At 47.9% G+C, this 18,006-nt stretch carries 16 protein-coding genes; 12 read left to right on the top strand and 4 right to left on the bottom strand.

Annotated features, from left to right (window positions below; translation table 11 throughout):
• Nucleotide 1: 1 nt before the first annotated feature.
• Nucleotides 2–2,836 (bottom strand): isoleucine--tRNA ligase, encoded by a 2,835-nt coding sequence (gene ileS / locus C5610_RS03065; RefSeq protein WP_105305849.1) that lies wholly within the window; start codon nt 2,834–2,836, stop codon nt 2–4.
• A 42-nt stretch (nt 2,837–2,878) separates the two neighbouring features.
• Nucleotides 2,879–3,925, bottom strand: coding sequence for a bifunctional riboflavin kinase/FAD synthetase (gene ribF, locus C5610_RS03060; protein WP_105305848.1), 1,047 nt, complete (start codon nt 3,923–3,925; stop codon nt 2,879–2,881).
• Nucleotides 3,926–4,247: 322 nt separating this feature from the next.
• Between ribF and C5610_RS03055 the strand changes: the two genes are divergently transcribed.
• Nucleotides 4,248–4,592 (top strand): four helix bundle protein, encoded by a 345-nt coding sequence (locus tag C5610_RS03055; protein ID WP_105305847.1) that lies wholly within the window; start codon nt 4,248–4,250, stop codon nt 4,590–4,592.
• A 136-nt stretch (nt 4,593–4,728) separates the two neighbouring features.
• Here the strand turns inward: C5610_RS03055 and murJ are convergent, their stop codons facing one another.
• Nucleotides 4,729–6,288, bottom strand: coding sequence for a murein biosynthesis integral membrane protein MurJ (gene murJ / locus C5610_RS03050; RefSeq protein ID WP_105307684.1), 1,560 nt, complete (start codon nt 6,286–6,288; stop codon nt 4,729–4,731).
• Here murJ and C5610_RS13610 point away from each other — a divergent pair.
• From C5610_RS13610 to C5610_RS03000, 11 genes are all read left to right on the top strand, one after another.
• On the top strand, nt 6,269–6,556 hold the full coding sequence (locus C5610_RS13610; RefSeq protein ID WP_187346300.1) for a hypothetical protein: 288 nt from the start codon (nt 6,269–6,271) through the stop codon (nt 6,554–6,556). The two genes, murJ and C5610_RS13610, sit on opposite strands and share 20 nt — an antisense overlap.
• A gap of 269 nt (nt 6,557–6,825) precedes the next feature.
• Nucleotides 6,826–7,086, top strand: a complete 261-nt coding sequence (rpsT, locus tag C5610_RS03045; RefSeq protein ID WP_105305846.1) for a 30S ribosomal protein S20 — start codon at nt 6,826–6,828, stop codon at nt 7,084–7,086.
• A 192-nt stretch (nt 7,087–7,278) separates the two neighbouring features.
• Nucleotides 7,279–8,469 (top strand): UDP-N-acetylglucosamine 4,6-dehydratase, encoded by a 1,191-nt coding sequence (locus C5610_RS03040; protein ID WP_105305845.1) that lies wholly within the window; start codon nt 7,279–7,281, stop codon nt 8,467–8,469.
• 9 nt (nt 8,470–8,478) lie between these two features.
• A complete protein-coding gene (locus C5610_RS03035; RefSeq protein ID WP_105305844.1) occupies nt 8,479–9,642 on the top strand; it encodes a LegC family aminotransferase in 1,164 nt (387 codons plus the stop codon).
• A complete protein-coding gene (gene neuC / locus C5610_RS03030) occupies nt 9,639–10,787 on the top strand; it encodes a UDP-N-acetylglucosamine 2-epimerase (protein WP_105305843.1) in 1,149 nt (382 codons plus the stop codon). The genes C5610_RS03035 and neuC overlap by 4 nt, the downstream gene beginning before the upstream one ends.
• Complete coding sequence (gene neuB / locus C5610_RS03025; RefSeq protein ID WP_105305842.1) at nt 10,784–11,857, top strand: N-acetylneuraminate synthase; 1,074 nt, start codon at nt 10,784–10,786, stop codon at nt 11,855–11,857. Before neuC ends, neuB begins: the two co-directional genes overlap by 4 nt.
• On the top strand, nt 11,850–12,497 hold the full coding sequence (locus C5610_RS03020; RefSeq protein ID WP_158682648.1) for an acetyltransferase: 648 nt from the start codon (nt 11,850–11,852) through the stop codon (nt 12,495–12,497). Before neuB ends, C5610_RS03020 begins: the two co-directional genes overlap by 8 nt.
• Nucleotides 12,494–13,546, top strand: coding sequence for a nucleotidyltransferase family protein (locus tag C5610_RS03015; protein WP_105305840.1), 1,053 nt, complete (start codon nt 12,494–12,496; stop codon nt 13,544–13,546). The genes C5610_RS03020 and C5610_RS03015 overlap by 4 nt, the downstream gene beginning before the upstream one ends.
• Nucleotide 13,547: 1 nt before the next feature.
• Nucleotides 13,548–14,501 carry a Gfo/Idh/MocA family protein gene (locus C5610_RS03010; RefSeq protein WP_105305839.1) on the top strand — a complete coding sequence of 318 codons (954 nt, stop codon included), beginning with the start codon at nt 13,548–13,550 and terminating at the stop codon, nt 14,499–14,501.
• Nucleotides 14,494–15,186 carry a cytidylyltransferase domain-containing protein gene (locus C5610_RS03005; RefSeq protein ID WP_105305838.1) on the top strand — a complete coding sequence of 231 codons (693 nt, stop codon included), beginning with the start codon at nt 14,494–14,496 and terminating at the stop codon, nt 15,184–15,186. Before C5610_RS03010 ends, C5610_RS03005 begins: the two co-directional genes overlap by 8 nt.
• On the top strand, nt 15,186–15,914 hold the full coding sequence (locus C5610_RS03000; protein WP_105305837.1) for an oxidoreductase: 729 nt from the start codon (nt 15,186–15,188) through the stop codon (nt 15,912–15,914). Before C5610_RS03005 ends, C5610_RS03000 begins: the two co-directional genes overlap by 1 nt.
• Here C5610_RS03000 and C5610_RS02995 read toward each other — a convergent pair.
• Nucleotides 15,909–17,972: a 6-hydroxymethylpterin diphosphokinase MptE-like protein gene (locus C5610_RS02995; protein WP_105305836.1), complete on the bottom strand. Its 2,064-nt coding sequence runs from the start codon at nt 17,970–17,972 to the stop codon at nt 15,909–15,911. The two genes, C5610_RS03000 and C5610_RS02995, sit on opposite strands and share 6 nt — an antisense overlap.
• Nucleotides 17,973–18,006 lie beyond the last annotated feature (34 nt).

Here is an 18,006-nt window from a genome sequence, read left to right as displayed (position 1 = left end):
GTTAGGCAAAACGACGTTCCTCACCTTCTCCGTCAATGTTGGTTACGCAACGCTGACACAAATCGTCGTGGCCGTCGATGGTGCCGACTTCCTCGCGGTGATGCCAGCAACGCTCACATTTCTTGTAGTTGCTCGCAGCAACACTGACCGCCAGTGGCAGTTTTTCGGCTTTTAACGATTCAGCATCCGCTTCGGCTAACGGTTTTACCGTCGCTTCCGAGGTCAGCAGCGCAAACCGCAGCTCATCACCCAGGCGCGCCAGTTTAGCCGCCAGTGCGTCGTCCGCAAACAGCGTCACTTCCGCCTGTAACGAACCGCCGATGACGTCGTTACGACGCGCCTGTTCCAGCGCCTGATTGACACTGTCACGGACTTCCAGCAGTTGCATCCAGAACTGATTTTCTTCGTCTTTAACGCCGGCAAACTCGGCAAAACCGTCATACCAGACTTCGGTAAATACATACTTAGAACGTTGTCCCGGCAACAGTTCCCAAATTTCTTGCGCGGTGAAGCTGCAAATCGGAGCCATCCAGCGTACCAGCGCCTCAGCGATATGATACAGCGCGGTCTGACAAGAACGACGCGCTAAGCTGTCGGCCTTGGCGGTGTACTGACGATCCTTGATGATGTCGAGGTAAAAACTGCCCAGTTCGATGGAGCAGAAATGCATCAGCTTTTGTACCACCGTGAGGAACTGGTAGTTATTGTAATGCTCCACCAGTTGCTTCTGCAGGTCAGCTGCACGGCCGACAATCCAGCGATCCAACTCGACCATATCGGCCATCGCGACACGGTGTTGCGCCGGGTCGAAACCACTCAGGTTGGCCAGCAGGAAGCGCGAGGTATTACGGATACGACGGTACGCATCGGCTGAACGCTTGAGAATTTCGTCCGATACCGTCATCTCGCCGGAGTAATCGGCAGACGCCACCCACAAACGCAGGATATCGCCACCGAGTTTGTTCATCACATCCTGCGGCGCCACCACGTTACCGATGGATTTGGACATTTTACGGCCCTTAGCGTCGACGGTGAAGCCGTGCGTCAGTACCTGATGGTAAGGCGCTTCGTCATACATCGCGACACCGGTCACCAATGAGCTCTGGAACCAGCCACGGTGCTGATCCGAACCTTCCAGGTACAGATCCGCCGGCCAGCTCAGGCCTTTGAACTCACGCAGTACGCAGTGATGGGTCACACCGGAGTCAAACCACACGTCGAGCGTGTCGGTGACTTTACGATAATCTTTGGCTTCATCGCCCAGCAGCGTTTCCGGCTCTAAATCGAACCACGCCTGCACGCCGTCTTTTTCGATCAACTGCGCGACTTTTTCCATCAGCTCCAGTGTGTTCGGGTGCAGCTCTTCAGTGTCTTTATGAACAAACACCGCAATCGGGTTACCCCAGGTACGCTGCCGCGAAATACACCAGTCCGGACGGCCTTCAACCATCGACGCAATACGGCTTTCACCCCACTCCGGGAACCAGCCGACCTGCTTAATCTGTTCCAGTGCGTGCTGACGCAGGCCTTGTTTTTCCATGCTGATAAACCACTGCGGTGTGGCCCGGAAAATGATCGGCGTTTTGTGACGCCAGCAGTGCGGATACGAGTGCTCGTACGCTTCCGCGTGCATCAGGTTACCGGCATCGCGCAGCGCGTCGATGATCGGCTGATTGGCTTTGAATACGTGCTGACCGGCAAACATCGGCGTGTCGTCTTTATAAACGCCGTTGTCGCCCACCGGGTTATACACCTCGATGCCGTACTTTTGACCCACCAAAAAGTCGTCCACACCATGGCCCGGCGCGGTATGCACACAACCGGTACCGCTTTCGGTCGTGACGTGGTCACCGAGAATCACCGGCACGTTAAAATCAAACAGCGGATGATTCAGTTGCAGGCCTTCCAGCTTTTTACCAGTGCTGAAGCCCAGCTTGTGATAATGCTTGATGCCCCAGCGATCCATACAGTCATTGACCAGGTCACTGGCGAGGATGACGCGCTCGGCTTCGCGATCGTCGTCCTGCTCAATTTGTACCAGCGCGTATTCCAGCCCTTCCGCCAGTGTCACCGCGCGGTTAGCCGGAATGGTCCACGGTGTGGTGGTCCAGATAACCATACTGAGCTTGCCTTCACCGGCATGACCTTCCGGCGTACTGAAACGGGTCAGCGCTTCTTCGGTGGCCGCCAGCGGCATTTTTACATCAATCGCCGGTGAGGTTTTGTCTTTGTACTCAACCTCGGCTTCAGCCAGCGCCGAACCACAGTCGGTACACCAGTGCACCGGCTTGAAGCCTTGGTGCATATGGCCTTTTTCGATGATTTTGGCGAGTGCACGAACGCTGTCGGCTTCCTGCTTAAAGTTCATGGTCAGGTACGGGTTATCCCAGTCACCCAACACGCCCAGACGTTTAAAGTCGTCGCGTTGCTGATCGATTTGCGTTTGCGCGTACTCACGGCATTTTTCACGGAACTCCGCCAGGCTCAGTTTCTGGCCCGGTTTACCGTGTTTTTTCTCAACCTGCAGTTCGATCGGCAAACCATGACAGTCCCAGCCGGGTACATAGGGTGCGTCGAAATCGCTCAACGTTTTCGCTTTCACGATAACGTCTTTCAGAATCTTGTTAACGGCGTGACCAATGTGAATTTTGCCGTTCGCGTACGGAGGGCCGTCGTGCAAAATAAAACTCGGCTTGCCTTGTTTGGCCTGACGGATGGCTCCGTACAGATCATCGGCGTACCAGTCTTTGAGCATTTTCGGTTCACGCTGCGCCAGGTTACCGCGCATCGGGAACGCCGTTTCCGGCAGGTTTAGCGTATGCTTGTATTCACTCATGGGTCACTGTTTCCATTTCCGCATAGTTATAACGACATCACGCTAACGTTCGGCTTCGTGAGCCAACAGTTGTTTAGCGCGAGCGGCATCTTTTTCTATCTGTTGTTTCAAATGTTCTAACGAGGCAAAGCGTTGCTCTGCTCTAAGTTTAGCAACCGGTGTGACGGTGACTCGTTGACCGTACAGGTTGCCTGAAAAATCGAATAAATGCACTTCTAATTGGACTTCGTCGCCGTTCAGGGTTGGGCGGGTGCCGAGGTTGGCGACGCCGTGGTATGTGCCTTCGGCACGGGTGTTTGTTGCTGCGCAACGGTTATTTGCGCCTGCGTCGCGGCTGTTTGTCGCGCCGAAGGCGCGACCTACATCGGTATCGTCGTAGGTCGTGCCTTCGGCACGACTTATGGTTACCGTTACCGCGAAGACGCCGTGTAGCGGGCTTTTTAAGCGTTTTAACGGGATGTTGGCAGTGGGAAAGCCGATGGTGCGGCCATTTTTGCGCCCGTGTACGACTTTACCCTGCATTTGATAAGGGCGGCCGAGCATGGCTTCGGCGTTTTTAAAGTCGCCCTCTGCCAACGCTTTACGAATGGCGGTACTGCTGACCCGCTGTTGCTGCTGGCGGTAACTGCGGGTGTCGACCACTTCAAAGCCAAGCTCTTTACCGGCTTGCTGCAGAAGGCTGAAGTCGCCTTCGCGCTTGTAGCCAAAACGGAAGTCGTCGCCGACCACCAGAAACTTCACACCGAGTTTTTCAACCAGAGTCTTTTCAATGAATTCGCGGGCCGGTTGGCTGGCGAATTTTTTATTAAATTCGATAACGATGTGGCGATCAACATCCTGATCACGCAGCGCCAGGTACTTTTCGCGCCAGTTGGTCAAGCGCGCCGGCGCCTGCTCCGGCTGGAACAACTCCTGTGGCTGGGGTTCAAAGGTCATTACCGCCGACGGCACGCCCAACGCCTCAGCCTTCGCCCGCACCTGCCGCAGTACCGCCTGGTGGCCTAAATGCACGCCATCGAAGTTGCCGATGGTTAATACGCAACCCCGGTGCTCTGCACGTAAATTGTGTGTACCGCGAATCAGTTCCATGACGGGCGAGTCCGTACCCTGTTTTTCGAGTGTTTGAGAAAGCGCCGATTATAACCGAAACCTGGGCGTGAAACCACGGCTGTTTACGGACGTTGTCCGCGGCTTTTTGTTGGCTTCGCCAACGGCTGTTTGCTGCTTGCTTCGCTCGCAGCGGCTGTTGGCGCCTGCGGCGCGGCTATTGGCAACCTGCCTTCGGCGGTTGCGGCTGTTTTCGGCTCGCTTCGCTCGCCGGGAAAATTATGGCATTTGTTGTGTGGGAAATATCGCAAATTTGCTTTGCTTTTAGAATGAGTTGCTAGGCTTTTGTCATTTGGGTGAAGCGATGAACTATCACACACTTTGGGTTTGGCAAGAGTCGATGGCGCTGGCAACCGCTGTTTTGCGCCATGTCAGTGACTCTAAGCACTATTTCTTTAGAGACCAAATTGGTCGTTCAGCGCTGTCGATTCCGAGCAATATAGCGGAAGCCATGGTGAGGGACACGATGGCGGACCGGCGGAGAATCCTGTTTTACGCCATCGGGTCGAGTGCGGAACTCGAAACACAACTAGCCATCGGCAAAGACTTAAACTGGTTAACCCATCCGGACATAAAGCAGTGGCAAAACACCAACACCCGAATTCAAATCTCATTACACCGCCTGACTAACAGCCTTTCCCAGACCTAGTCGCGCTGAAAGCGCGACCTACGCCGTGGTAAGCGAATCGATAACAGCCGCAACCGCCGAAGGCAGGTTGCCAATAGCCGCGCCGCAGGCGCAAATAACCGTTGCGCAGCAACAAACAACCGCGCCGAAGGCGCTATTACCGGTGGCCGGCGATGTGTCGTGGGCGCAGGCCGGTGATGAGCAAGGTGGCGAGGTAGGTAGCGGCGCCTAGGCCGATGACCTGGGCCAGTAGCCAGGGGCGTTCGATGACGGAGGTGGTGCGCCAGGCTTCGGTGGCGGGGCTGAACCACAAAATGACGGCGACCATCGCCGCGGTGGCGAGGATAACCTGGATGATAAAACGCCAGGTGCCGGGTTGGGCTTTGAGCACCCCTTCTTTATGTAACGTAAAGCCGAGTAAACCGGCATTGATGGCGGCGGAAGCGGCGGTCGCCATGGCCAGCCCGACGTAACTGAACGGGATCGCCAGCGCGATGTTGAACACCATATTGGCAACCATGGCGATGATGCCGAATTTTACCGGGCGTTTGGTATCCTGACGCGAATAAAATCCGGTAGCAAGCACCTTAACCAGCATAAAACTCAGCAGACCGGCGGAGTATGCCATCAGACTGTAAGACGCCATGCGCGCATCGTCCGGTGAGAACGCGCCGTGCATAAACAACACCATTAACATCGGCTCGGCCAGGAAAAACAGACCCGCCATCGCCGGCACCCCGAGGATCAGCACCATGCGGATACCCCAGTCGAGGGTTTTGGTGAACTCCTGCGGCGATTTATCCACATGCCGTGAGGACAGCGCCGGCAGAATCACCGTCGCAATCGCAATGCCGAACAATCCGAGCGGGAACTCTAAGAGCCGGTCGGAGTAATACAGCCAACTGATGGAGCCGGTCATCAGGAAGCTGGCAATCAAGGTGTCTAACAGTAAGTTGATTTGACTGACCGACACGCCGAAGATGGCCGGTAGCATCAACTTGCGAATTTTGGTCACGCCGGGATCTTTCCAGCCCCATTGTGGGCGGACCAAAAGTCCCGCCTTTTTAAGGAACGGGATTTGGAATAAGAGCTGGATCAGACCACCGAAAAACACACCCCACGCCAGCCCATATTCCGGCTGCTCGAGGTTGGGTGCCAGCCAAATCGCCGCCGCTATGATGGCGATGTTAAGAAACACCGGCGTAAACGCCGCCACCGCGAATTTACCCAGCGTATTGAGGATCGCCCCGGCCATCGCGGTAAAAGTAATAAACCATAAATAAGGAAAGGTGATGCGCAACAAGTCGCTGGCGAGCTCAAATTTATGTCCCTGCGGGCCGTCGTGCCACCAGTCCAGGAACCAGCCCATACCGAACAGCGCGGTCACCACCGGCGACGCGATCACACCAAACAACGTCACGACGGTGATGATGGTACCCAGGGTGCCGGACACCCGCGCGATCAGCAGTTGCTGCTCGGGAAGTTCCCGCCCCTGTTTGTATTCGGTCAGTACCGGCACAAACGCCTGAGCAAAGGCGCCCTCGGCAAACAACCGTCTCAGAAAATTGGGGATTTTGTTGGCAAAGAAGAACACATCCGCCGCCGCGCCGGCCCCCATCAGGTTCGCGATCACCACGTCGCGCACCAGCCCGAGAACCCGCGAGATGAGGGTCATAAAGCTGACGATGAATCCGGATTTGAGCAACGATTTTGACACTACAATCCTTTGTCGCTTTGCGACGGCTATTTGCGCCTTCGGCGCGGCTGTTTGCGGACGTTGTCCGCGGCTTTTTGTTGGCTTCGCCAACGGCTGTTTGCTGCTTGCTACGCGCGCAGCGGCTGTTAGCTCCTGCGGCGCGGCTGTTGGCAACCTGCCTTCGGCGGTTGCGGCTGTTTTCGGCTCGCTTCGCTCGCCGGGAAAATTATGGCATTTGTTGTGTGGGAAATATCGCAAATTTGCTTTGCTTTTACAATTAGATGCTTAGCCTTTTGCTGTTTGGGTGACGCAAATAGTATTTCGTCCCCGGCAAGCGAAGCGGCAAACAGCCTCGGCGAAGCCGACAACAGCCGTTGCGCAGCAACAAGTAACCGGGCCGCAGGCCCAAACAGCCGCACCGAAGGTGCAAACACCCGCGGAGACAGTCCGCAAAAAACCATCTTTTTTATCCCAAGGCTGTTGACTTTTCCGACAGAAAAGGCATAATCTGCGGCCTTTACAAGACAAGCGTAAGTTAACGAATTTTAGGAGTTCACCTTGGCTAACATTAAGTCTGCTAAAAAGCGTGCGATCCAAGCCGAGAAAAATCGCCGCCACAATGCAAGCCGTCGCTCAATGATGCGTACCTACCTCAAGCGCGTAAACGCTGCGATTGAGAGCAAAGACAAAGAAGCTGCAACTGCAGCACTGAAAAACGTAACCCCTCTGTTGGATCGTTACGCAACTAAAGGCTTGATCAGCAAAAACAAAGCGGCACGTCACAAGAGCCGTTTGAACGCTAAGATCCAAGCGCTTTAAAGATTACTTACCTAGGCTTTTTAGCGTAGGGATAAAAGAAACCGACCTCTAGGTCGGTTTCTTTGTTTTTATTGAAATAAAACTAACAACCGCCACCCACTTAAACTACCCATTTGAATTGCATTAACTCAAGACATAGCATACTCTGCCGATTACAATCTATAACCAATTCAGACTCATAAAATACATAACGTGGATAATATTTTATCGTTAATTGGTCGCGATCGAGAGCTGTTCTCTGGCGATATTCTAAATCATGAAACGGAACTTTGCGAACGAGTTTCTTCTTCCAGTTTCCTTGTTTTGGGTGGCGCAGGTTCAATTGGGCAATCGGTTGTTAAAGAAATTTTCAAACGTTCTCCTAAACGAATTCATGTCGTTGACATTAGTGAAAACAACTTAGTTGAACTTGTCAGAGATGTCCGTAGCTCGCTGGGCTATATCAATGGCGACTTTAAAACCTTCGCTCTGGATATTGGCTCATTGGAGTTCGATGCCTTAATGAACCACTACGGGCAGTATGACTATGTCCTCAATTTATCGGCTTTAAAACATGTTCGTAGTGAAAAAGACCCATTCACATTAATGCGAATGCTAGACGTCAATATCTTCAATACCGACAAAACCATTGAGCACGCGATAAAAAATGGCAGCCAAAAGTATTTCTGTGTTTCGACTGACAAAGCAGCGAACCCAGTCAACATGATGGGCGCATCAAAGCGAATCATGGAAATGTTTTTAATGAAGCGCGGTGAACAAATAGATATATCAACGGCTCGTTTCGCTAATGTCGCCTTTTCAGACGGCTCGCTTTTGCATGGTTTTAATCAACGCATTCAGAAAAGACAGCCGATTGTTGCGCCCAACGACATTAAACGCTATTTCGTTACTCCGAGAGAGTCAGGCGAATTATGTCTTATGTCCTGTATTTTCGGCGAAAACAGAGACATCTTCTTTCCAAAGCTGAGCGAAGCTCTACACTTGATTACTTTTTCTGAAATTGCCGAGAAATACTTAAAGCAAAGAGGCTTAGAACCCGTGCTGTGTCAGTCAGAAGATGAAGCAAGAGCTCTGGCTTTAACATTACCAGAAAAAGGCCAGTGGCCATGCCTTTTTACGAGAAGTGACACCACCGGAGAAAAAGACTTTGAAGAGTTTTTCACTCAAGATGAAACTATCGACATGAACCGCTTTCACAATATTGGTGTGGTTAAGAATGAGCTGAATTACTCATCTGATTTACTGAAAAACTTTGAAGACAAAGTCCTTAAACTCAAGCATTCAAAATGCTGGAACAAACAGGATGTAGTTGATCTCTTCTGTACCTTGCTGCCAAACTTTGATCATAAAGAAACCGGCAAGTACCTCGACGGTAAAATGTGAATTAGTCTTATGTCACCTACGGCATCTCAACTCAGCGAGTTTATCCGGTCACTCTACCAGACCAATGAGTTTATTCCCTTACATGCGCCAACCTTTGGCGAACAGGAAAAACGAAATGTTCTCGAGACTATAGAAAGCACCTTTGTTTCCAGCGTCGGTGAGTACGTCACTAGTTTTGAGAACCAAGTGGAGGCTTTTACCGGAGCTCATAGAGCAATAGCAACAGTCAATGGTACCGCAGCTCTTCACGCCGCTCTATATATGGCGGGTGTTCAGAGCGGTGATTATGTCATTACTCAGGCACTGACTTTTGTCGCAACCTGCAATGCAATTCATCACATGGGGGCTGAGCCAATTTTTATCGATGTGGCCTATCAAACCATGGGAATGTGCCCTATTGCACTTGAGTCCTTTCTTGAAGAACATGCAATAACAGATGGACAAAATTGCGTTCACAAAACGTCTAAGCGAAAAATCCGTGCCTGCGTTCCTATGCATACTTTTGGGCACCCGGTTCAATTAGATGAATTACTGGCTATATGTAACAAGTGGAACATCGAGCTGGTAGAAGATGCAGCTGAGAGTTTAGGCTCATTTTATAAGGGTCAGCACACTGGAACTAAAGCTCGTTTTTCAGCTCTGAGCTTTAACGGCAACAAAATTATTACCACCGGCGGCGGTGGTATGCTGCTGTGTGCCGATGAAACCGAAGGTCATAGAGCAAAGCACATAACGACAACAGCTAAGGCTGCTCATCCCTACGAGTTCTATCATGACGAACCGGGCTTTAATTACCGAATGCCAAACCTTAATGCAGCTTTAGGTTGCGCACAAATGAGGCATCTGGAAACATTTATTAAGAAAAAACGTGAACTTGCAGAACAATACAAGGCGTTCTTTAAAAGCTCCAGTTTCCAGTTTATCGATGAACCTTCAGAGTGTCGCTCCAACTTTTGGTTAAATGCTATTTTGTGTGAGCATAGTGACCTGCGCAATGCTGTCATTGAAGAACAAAATAACGCTGGGATTATGTGTCGTCCAGCATGGCATTTAATGAATAGACTTCCCATGTTCGAGCATTGCCCACGTGGTAAGCTGACGGTATCAGAGGATATACAATCCCGTTTGGTGAATATACCAAGTTCACCCATTTTAAAGAGGGGTGACCAATGAAGGTGACCGTTTTTACCGGAACCCGCGCTGATTACGGACTTTTATACTGGCTGCTTCACGATTTACGCGAAGACCCCGCATTTCATTTGCAGGTTATAGCGTCTGGCTCGCACTTATCACCGGAATTCGGTTATACCGCGGAGCACATTGAACAAGATGGTTTTAAAATTGATGAAAAAGTCGAGATGCTGCTCTCCTCAGATACTGCACAGGGTACCGCTAAAAGCCTTGGCATGGGTATTATCGGTTACGCCGATGCCTTGACCAGACTACAGCCTGATATTGTGGTTATTCTGGGCGATCGTTATGAAGCTTTAGGAATAGCCCAATCTGCTATGTTAATGCGAATACCGATACTGCATATTCACGGTGGTGAAATTACCGAAGGTGCCTATGATGACGCTATTCGCCATGCCATTACCAAATTAAGTTATCTGCATGCTACTGCGACGGAAGAATACCGAAAGCGAGTCATTCAGCTTGGCGAAACACCTGATCGCGTTTTTAATGTTGGCGCACTCGGCTTAGATCACATAGCACGCACAAAGCTGCTAGATCACAAAGAGCTTGCCAACTCCCTTAGCTTTGAGTTGCGCCAGGACTTCTTCGTTGTCACGTACCATCCGGTAACATTAGCTGACGAACCGCCGGTTGAAACTTTCAGAAACTTGACTCAAGCTCTGGATAACTATCCTGAGTTTGACGTCATTTTCACTTATCCGAATGCTGACGATGGCGGACGACAAATTATTCCGCTTATTGAGCAATATGCAGATGCAAATGAAAATCGCGTTATTGCCATTCCATCATTAGGTCAGCAGCGTTACTTAAGCGCTATTAAACATGCTAATGCAGTAATCGGAAACTCTTCGAGTGGAATTATCGAAGCCCCCTCTTTCAGTACACCGACTGTCAATATAGGTCAGCGCCAGTTGGGCCGCTTAGCAGCGGAAAGTGTCCTTCATTGCGAAGGTTCATACGATGCTATCGTAAACGCAATAGATAGAGCTGTTACTACGGAGTTCGGTGAAAATATCAATAACCCTTACGGACAAGGCAACGCCAGCCGTAAAATCATTGACATTCTTAAGTCTGCTAATTTGAATAGAACGAAGATTTTTTACGATATTGGAGAGAGCCAATGACCCTCATTATTGCAGAAGCCGGGGTTAATCATAATGGTGACCCGGGACTGGCCAGAGAGCTAATAAAAGCAGCCAGAGATGCGGGAGCTGATATCGTTAAATTTCAAACATTTAAAGCCGACAAACTGGTGACTAAAGAAGCGCAGCAAGCAAACTACCAAACCGAAAACACAGGCAAGAAAGAAAGCCAATATGACATGCTCAAACGACTCGAGTTAGCGCCTGAGTTGCATTATGAACTAGTGGCGTACAGCAACGAATTGGGAATAGAATTCCTTTCTACCGCGTTTGATGATGAGAGCCTCAATTTTCTAGTCAATGACTTAGGGCTAAAACGTCTGAAAGTGCCATCAGGCGAGATAACCAATGCGCCTTTTTTGCTGGCCCACGCGCGAACGCAATGTGACTTAGTTGTTTCTACCGGTATGGCAACCCTGGCTGAAATAGAAACCGCATTGGCCATTATTGCCTTTGGCTATCTCGATAAAACAACAGAAAAACCTGCACTAACAGATTTTGAAGCCGCTTATGCCTCTTCTGAAGGGCAACGAGTGCTGCAGGACAAAGTCACTATTTTGCACTGTACCACGGAGTATCCCGCGCCTTTCGATGAGATAAACTTAAACGCAATGGATACGATCCATCAGGCGTTCAAACTTCCTGTTGGATACTCTGATCATAGCGACGGTATTATTATTCCCATTGCCGCAGCGGCAAAAGGCGCACGCATTATCGAAAAGCATTTCACTCTGGATCGCCATTTAGAGGGTCCGGATCACAAAGCGTCACTGGAACCTGAACAGTTGAAACAAATGGTGGCGTCAATTAGGACGGTAGAGAAAGCTCTTGGTGACGGTATAAAACGCCCGACAAAAAGTGAGATTAACAATAAACCGGTTGCTCGCAGAAGCTTAGTCGCGGCACGCAGACTAAAAGCAGGACAAGTCTTTACTAAAGAGGATATCGCCGTAAAAAGACCTGGCGGAGGACTCTCCCCAGTCTACTACTGGAATATTCAGGGCAAAATTTGTACACAGGATTATGAAGCCGGAGAACTCATTTTTGAGTGACAAGAAAGTTTTACTCGTTGGTGCCGGTGGCCACGCAAGTGTCTGCCTGGATCTGTGCATCCGAAACAATATTTCCTTGTTTGCGGTGGTTTCTCCTGAGCCTCTCGAAGCTGCTTTTAAGCAACTACAGTGGCTCCAAAGCGACAACGATGTATTAACCTTTGACACAAATGATGTCGTTCTAATTAATGGCCTGGGCAGCCTCCCCTATGATCACAAAAGGCAGGAGATATATCAGTTTTTTGCAACAAGGGGATACGACTTTATGTCAATAAACGATCCCTCTGCCATTATTTCTGATAATGCAACGTTAAACACTGGTGTACAGGTTCTCCCCCGAGCAATTATTAACTCAGGAGCTTTAATTAAAGAGAACAGTATTATCAACTCCGGGGCTATTATTGAGCACGATGTAACAGTTGGACAGAATTGTCATATCGCGCCTGGCGCTAATCTATCAGGCGGTGTTAATGTTGGAAATAACGTGCACATTGGTACAGGTGCAAACATCATTCAGGGGCTCACTATCGGTCATAACTCTATTATTGCTGCTGGTGCGACAGTGAATAAATCGATACCCGATAACCACATAGTTTACGCTCCAAAAATGACCGTTACGCCAATAAAGGAAAAGCGATGAGTTACCGTTGGCATAATATTTTATTGAAGTCTAATCAGAGCATTCTTGAAGCACTCAAAGTAATCGATAATGCAGCTTTAAGAATTGCGTTAGTCATTGATGATACTGAACACTTAGTCGGTGTAGTAACTGATGGTGATATTCGCCGACATTTAATAAAAGGTGTCGGTCTCGATGCTCCGGTCGAGCATGTCATGAACAAAACGCCCGTGACTGCTCCCAAAAGTGTCACCAGAAAAGACGCCGTTAAACTCATGGAGTCCAAGGGATTATTAGCAATTCCTTTGCTTGAAAAAGGAAAGGTTGTTGGGCTGGAAACACTCAACAAAACCGGTTCAGGCAGAACCTATGAAAACCCGGTTTTTATAATGGCCGGTGGCTTTGGTACCCGCTTACGCCCACTAACCGATAACTGCCCCAAACCTCTGCTTAAAGTGGGTGACAAACCGATACTGGAAATTGTCCTTAACAGCTTTATTCGCTCTGGGTTTAAAAACTTTTATATTTCCACTCATTACTTACCTGAAATGATAAGGGATTACTTTGGCGATGGCTCAAAGTGGAAAGTGAATATTACCTACGTACATGAAGAAGAGCCTTTAGGGACCGGCGGTGCTTTAGGATTATTGCCCGATGATGTCCCCGACCTCCCCTTATTCTTAATAAATGGCGACGTCCTGACCAATGTCGATTTTGAAAAAGTCTTAGAGTTTCATAACAAACAAAAAGCTCATGCCACTATGTGCGTCAGGGACTACGAATATCAAGTACCCTTTGGGGTCATTCAGGGAAAAGACAATAAAGTTATTAACATGCAAGAAAAACCAGTGGAGCACTACTTTATTAACGCTGGTATTTATATTATCAGCCCAGAGTTAAGACGGTCGGTGTCTAAGAACAGATACATCGATATGCCCTCACTACTTGAGTCATCCATTGAACAAGAAAAGGATGTTGTCATGTATCCGGTACGTGAATACTGGCTGGATATAGGCCGTATTGAGGACTACAAACGAGCGCAGCTCGATATTATCAATCTGGATTTATAATATGAAGAAAGCGGCAGTTATTGGTTGCGGTAATATTGGGCAACGCCATATGCGTAATATCAAAAATTTGTTCCCTAAAGTGACGGTCTGCGCTATCCGTTCCGGCAGTGGCAACACATCGTGCCCGGCAGATGCGGATCTTCTAATTACGCTTGAAGAACTGGATTCCTCTTTTGAGCTTGCTATTGTCGCTTCACCCGCTAATTTTCATATAGCGCACGCCAGTCATTGTCTTTATTTAAATATACCAACGCTAGTCGAAAAGCCGCTGGCGCAAGACTACGCTCATGGCCTGCATTTCATCGACTCGTTGAACTCAAGTAAGAATAAATTGGTCGGAGTCGCATATTGTTTGAGGTACCTGCCTTCTGCTCAATTTATGAAACAGTTAATTGAGCAGAAGCAACTAGGTCAAATATACAACGTCAACGCAGAAGTCGGTCAGTATCTGCCCGACTGGCGTCCCGACACCGATTACACTCAATCAGTGTCGGCACGTTCAGATCTGGGCGGCGGCGCACTAAACGAACTAAGCCACGAACTCGATTACATCAATTGGCTGTTCGGGGTCGATCAGGTTTTGTCTGCTTCACTACGTTGCTCACAAGAGCTAAAGACCAACGTTGAAGAAATTGTCGATGCCCAGATAAAACTGAAAAATGACGCAATAGGCACAGTTCACCTAGACTTGTTACAAAAAAGACCTCATCGAAAATGCACTATCATTGCCGAAAAAGCGCGAATCGAGTGGGACTTGATAGCCAACACTATCACTCAATTTGATGCTAACGGCGTTAAGACTCTCTTTGATGGCTACCAGTACGACAAGAACAATATGTATCTGGATATGCTCAGTGACTTCACCGCTCAAAAGCAAAACACGGTTACCCTAAACGAAGGACTTGAGGTTTTACACATCATTCAACGTATTAGAGAGCGCGCCCAAAATGTCTAAAACTATTGCTTTCGTCTTTGCACGAGGGGGCTCTAAAGGGCTTCCGGGAAAAAATATCAAGCCACTGTGTAATAAACCTTTAATTCAATATTCAATTGATTGCGCTCAGACTAGTGAGCTTATTGATGACATCTATGTATCAACTGATGATGTCGATATCGCTTATGTTGCACGCAAAGGCGGAGCTAAAGTTATTGACCGTCCAAAAGAACTTGCCACTGATGAAAGTCCGGAGTGGCTATCCTGGCAGCATGCCATAACCTGGGTGACGCAGCATACGGGAGCTTTCGAAACATTTGTCAGTCTGCCGGCAACAAGTCCCTTAACGACTGTTGCTGATGTTAATTCAGCTATCTTCAGACTAAAACAGTCCGATGCGGATATCTGCCTATCGGTTACCCCCTCTAATCATCATCCCTGTTTTAATATGGTCACCTTAGATGATGAGCAATATGCGAGATTAATGATTGACTCAGAAAACAAAATTATTCGACGCCAGGATGCGCCTAAAGCATACAACATAACAACTTGTGTTTATGCAGCAACGACAGATTTTGTGTTGAACGCAAAAGGACTCTTTGACGGTAAAGCCACCGCAATAGAAGTGCCCAGAGAGCGGGCCGTTGATATTGATGATATTATCGATTTTAAATTTGCAGAGCTGTTAATGACGGAGCAAACCTAATGCTGTCAGGAAAAACAATCTTAGTGCTGGGGGCAAAAGGCCTTATTGGTCAGGCTGTGGTGCAACACATTGCTCAGAAAAACGGGCGAGTTATTGCCGCAGACATAACCTCTGATGAGTCGACCTCTGCTAAAGTCATCACCCACGTTTGTGACATCACTTCGGAAACCGATATAGGGCAATTACTAACTCAATACCCTAATATTGATGGTATCGTAAATTGCGCTTACCCAAGAAATAGTCAATATGGTACCGATGCGCTGGAAGTCTCCACCTCCTCATTCAATGAAAATGTTGCTCTCCAGTTGGGCTCCTGTTTTAGCTTGTTGAAGCTCGCAGCAAGACACTTTAAGTCACGACAAAAACCACTATCGGTTGTACTTTTAAGCTCTATTTATGGCATTAAAGCTCCAGACTTTTCAATCTACGAGGGAACGTCAATGACGATGCCGGTAGAGTATGCAGCCGTTAAATCTGGATTAATTCATCTGGCCAAATACTTTTCAAAATACATTAACGATTCAGACTTTCGCGTGAACTGTGTGTCCCCCGGTGGCATCGAGAACGGTCAACCGGAAACATTCCTAAACGCTTATAAAAGTAAAACCTTAGGTCATGGAATGCTAAGCGCTAAAGACATCTGCGGAAGCATTACTTTTTTACTATCGGACGAAGCTAATTATATCAACGGAACCAATTTAACCATTGATGATGGCTTTACCCTATAATCGAATATCACATAGCGTTCGCCAGTCTTCATGGAATGTCTGTTTTACTTCCTGTAAAAATGCGATCCATAACGCCATTAACTCATGGAAGGCTTCCAGACAATCAGCCTCTTCATTCTTACTAAACAAGACTGACAGCATTGGGCAATGAAAATATAAGAGTTCGCCGGATAACATATGGTAAATGTATTCATATTCGGTTTTCGAGTACGCCTTCAGGTAATTTGATTGACGCCGCAGTATATCCGTTGCTTCTGAGCGAGACTGAATCGGTCTTTCACCAATTTCAATCAAATCGTCACAAACTGCAGAAAACACTTTGAAATCTATTCGCTCTTCAAAGTCATCAACTTGTATACTCTGGAACTGTTGTTCCTTTATGAACTGAATAACATCGGCTTTGTTAACTGACTGGAAATCAGGCAATACCAGTTCGGGGCGAAGTGGCAGAGCATGTTCAACGTGAGCACCGTTTGACACGTTATAACACTCAACAGACTCCAGATTAGGCATGCCCAGCAATCGGCCCATCTGTTGGGATGAGATGGCTAACAGGTTGGTACTTTTGACTGTACCACCAAAGTTACCTTTCAACTCAATCTTAGCTTCATGTTGAACGACTTTTTTTAAATTCCCTTTATAATAATCACTGTGCTTAGAGTGATGTTGTCCGTCGTCGGCATAACCGTTATCGACACCAAACATATAAAGTTGCTTAAATCCCAGACTCACTGCGTAAGATAAAGCCGCATTGGATACCATAGGATTACTAAAAGGAAGCCCTGTAATGCCTATACGCAGTTTTGCTAGCATGCATTTATTCAAAAAGGCAGTCGCTGCTTCATTGCCTTTCCCAGCCATCCCAACCCAATTGTAGAGCTTAGTCACTTCTGGATAAATCAGCGTCATGGTTAACAAATTTACTTTATCATAACCCTGCTCTGGCTGAGTATTGATAAGAGCTTCGTAGGTCGTATATGGTCGCTCTACCAAGGTATGGAAGTCTGGTGTAATCCCATTCTTCATGAGTGTCTGCAGCGCTGTCCCCGCAGCAATAATTATCGCTTGATCCTGAGTTTCTTTTATAAAATCCATGGAGGCATCCAGAGATGGTCCATTACCCACAATGTAGATAGGATAACGACCGTAACGTTGGCTGGTAAACGCTGACCTCGCCAACATATTAAAACCTCGCTCTGCATTTATAACCGTATGCGCCAGTCCAGTTGTTGCGTCATTATAAAACCCATAACCTCCATGGATTTCAAATAATCGCTCAACAAACTGCTTAATCAATTCATTCACTGACGGGGTATCAAAATGACGGTATAAAAAGCATTTTGTCAAAGAGTAAGCACCCACTTCCTTACTAACCGCATAAAGATCGTCAATAAAGTTCTGGTAACTGGCGCCTAAATGAAAGACAAGTACGCTCCTATGCTCATTGACTTGTTCAAGTACTGCAGCCCAGTCAGTACAGAACAGGCTAAGGTAGAAGTGTTCGAATTCTGGCTCTACTATGTAAACGTAATCAAATTTTACTCGGCTAACCAGTTTAGGAATGTGATACCCCAAGCCTAACCCAAAAATCACGGCTGTAGGGAAATACTCGCCAATAGATGTTAGCTTTTCGGTCTGTCCTAAGTTTTTAACTACATGGCCTAACTTTCTAATATATCGAACATGTACGCGTTCATCGTCCTCTGGGGCGCTGCCAAATTCAGAAAAATCAATATGATTAACTTGAGGCGTGCTTAACTGACGATTAACCTGCTCTTCAACTTGAGCCTCTGGATCATCGCCATATATTGGAATTCCAGAGGAACGCTCACGAATATTGCCAAGCCCCGTCTTAGTAACAAATAATTCTAAAGGATTATCTGATTTATACGCTTCGATTGAGTCAGCAACTTGAGGATAATATTCACGAAATGCTTGTAAATTTTTTACAAACCTTTTTTCTGCGTGTTGTGCAAACTGCTGTTCGCGCTCAAATAATTTTTTTAGAGTTTCCGCAGAGCTAATGAGTTTGGCAAGTTGTTCTTCTATTGACTTCATGCTGAGTCTTACTAACGGGTTATAGCACCAAGCG

The sequence above is a fragment of the Idiomarina sp. OT37-5b genome (assembly GCF_002968395.1).
GTDB classification, from domain to species: Bacteria; Pseudomonadota; Gammaproteobacteria; order Enterobacterales; family Alteromonadaceae; genus Idiomarina; species Idiomarina aquatica.
The sequence above is the reverse complement of the archived record's forward strand: the minus strand, read 5'-3'. Positions and strand labels throughout refer to the sequence as shown.

Coding starts and splice junctions, on each gene's coding strand:
- ileS (WP_105305849.1), bottom strand. CDS start 2,836: ATGAGTGAATACAAGCATACGCTAAACCTGCCGGAAACGGCGTTCCCG.
- ribF (WP_105305848.1), bottom strand. CDS start 3,925: ATGGAACTGATTCGCGGTACACACAATTTACGTGCAGAGCACCGGGGT.
- C5610_RS03055 (WP_105305847.1), top strand. CDS start 4,248: ATGAACTATCACACACTTTGGGTTTGGCAAGAGTCGATGGCGCTGGCA.
- C5610_RS03035 (WP_105305844.1), top strand. CDS start 8,479: ATGTCACCTACGGCATCTCAACTCAGCGAGTTTATCCGGTCACTCTAC.
- neuC (WP_105305843.1), top strand. CDS start 9,639: ATGAAGGTGACCGTTTTTACCGGAACCCGCGCTGATTACGGACTTTTA.
- neuB (WP_105305842.1), top strand. CDS start 10,784: ATGACCCTCATTATTGCAGAAGCCGGGGTTAATCATAATGGTGACCCG.
- C5610_RS03015 (WP_105305840.1), top strand. CDS start 12,494: ATGAGTTACCGTTGGCATAATATTTTATTGAAGTCTAATCAGAGCATT.
- C5610_RS03010 (WP_105305839.1), top strand. CDS start 13,548: ATGAAGAAAGCGGCAGTTATTGGTTGCGGTAATATTGGGCAACGCCAT.
- C5610_RS03005 (WP_105305838.1), top strand. CDS start 14,494: ATGTCTAAAACTATTGCTTTCGTCTTTGCACGAGGGGGCTCTAAAGGG.
- C5610_RS03000 (WP_105305837.1), top strand. CDS start 15,186: ATGCTGTCAGGAAAAACAATCTTAGTGCTGGGGGCAAAAGGCCTTATT.
- C5610_RS02995 (WP_105305836.1), bottom strand. CDS start 17,972: ATGAAGTCAATAGAAGAACAACTTGCCAAACTCATTAGCTCTGCGGAA.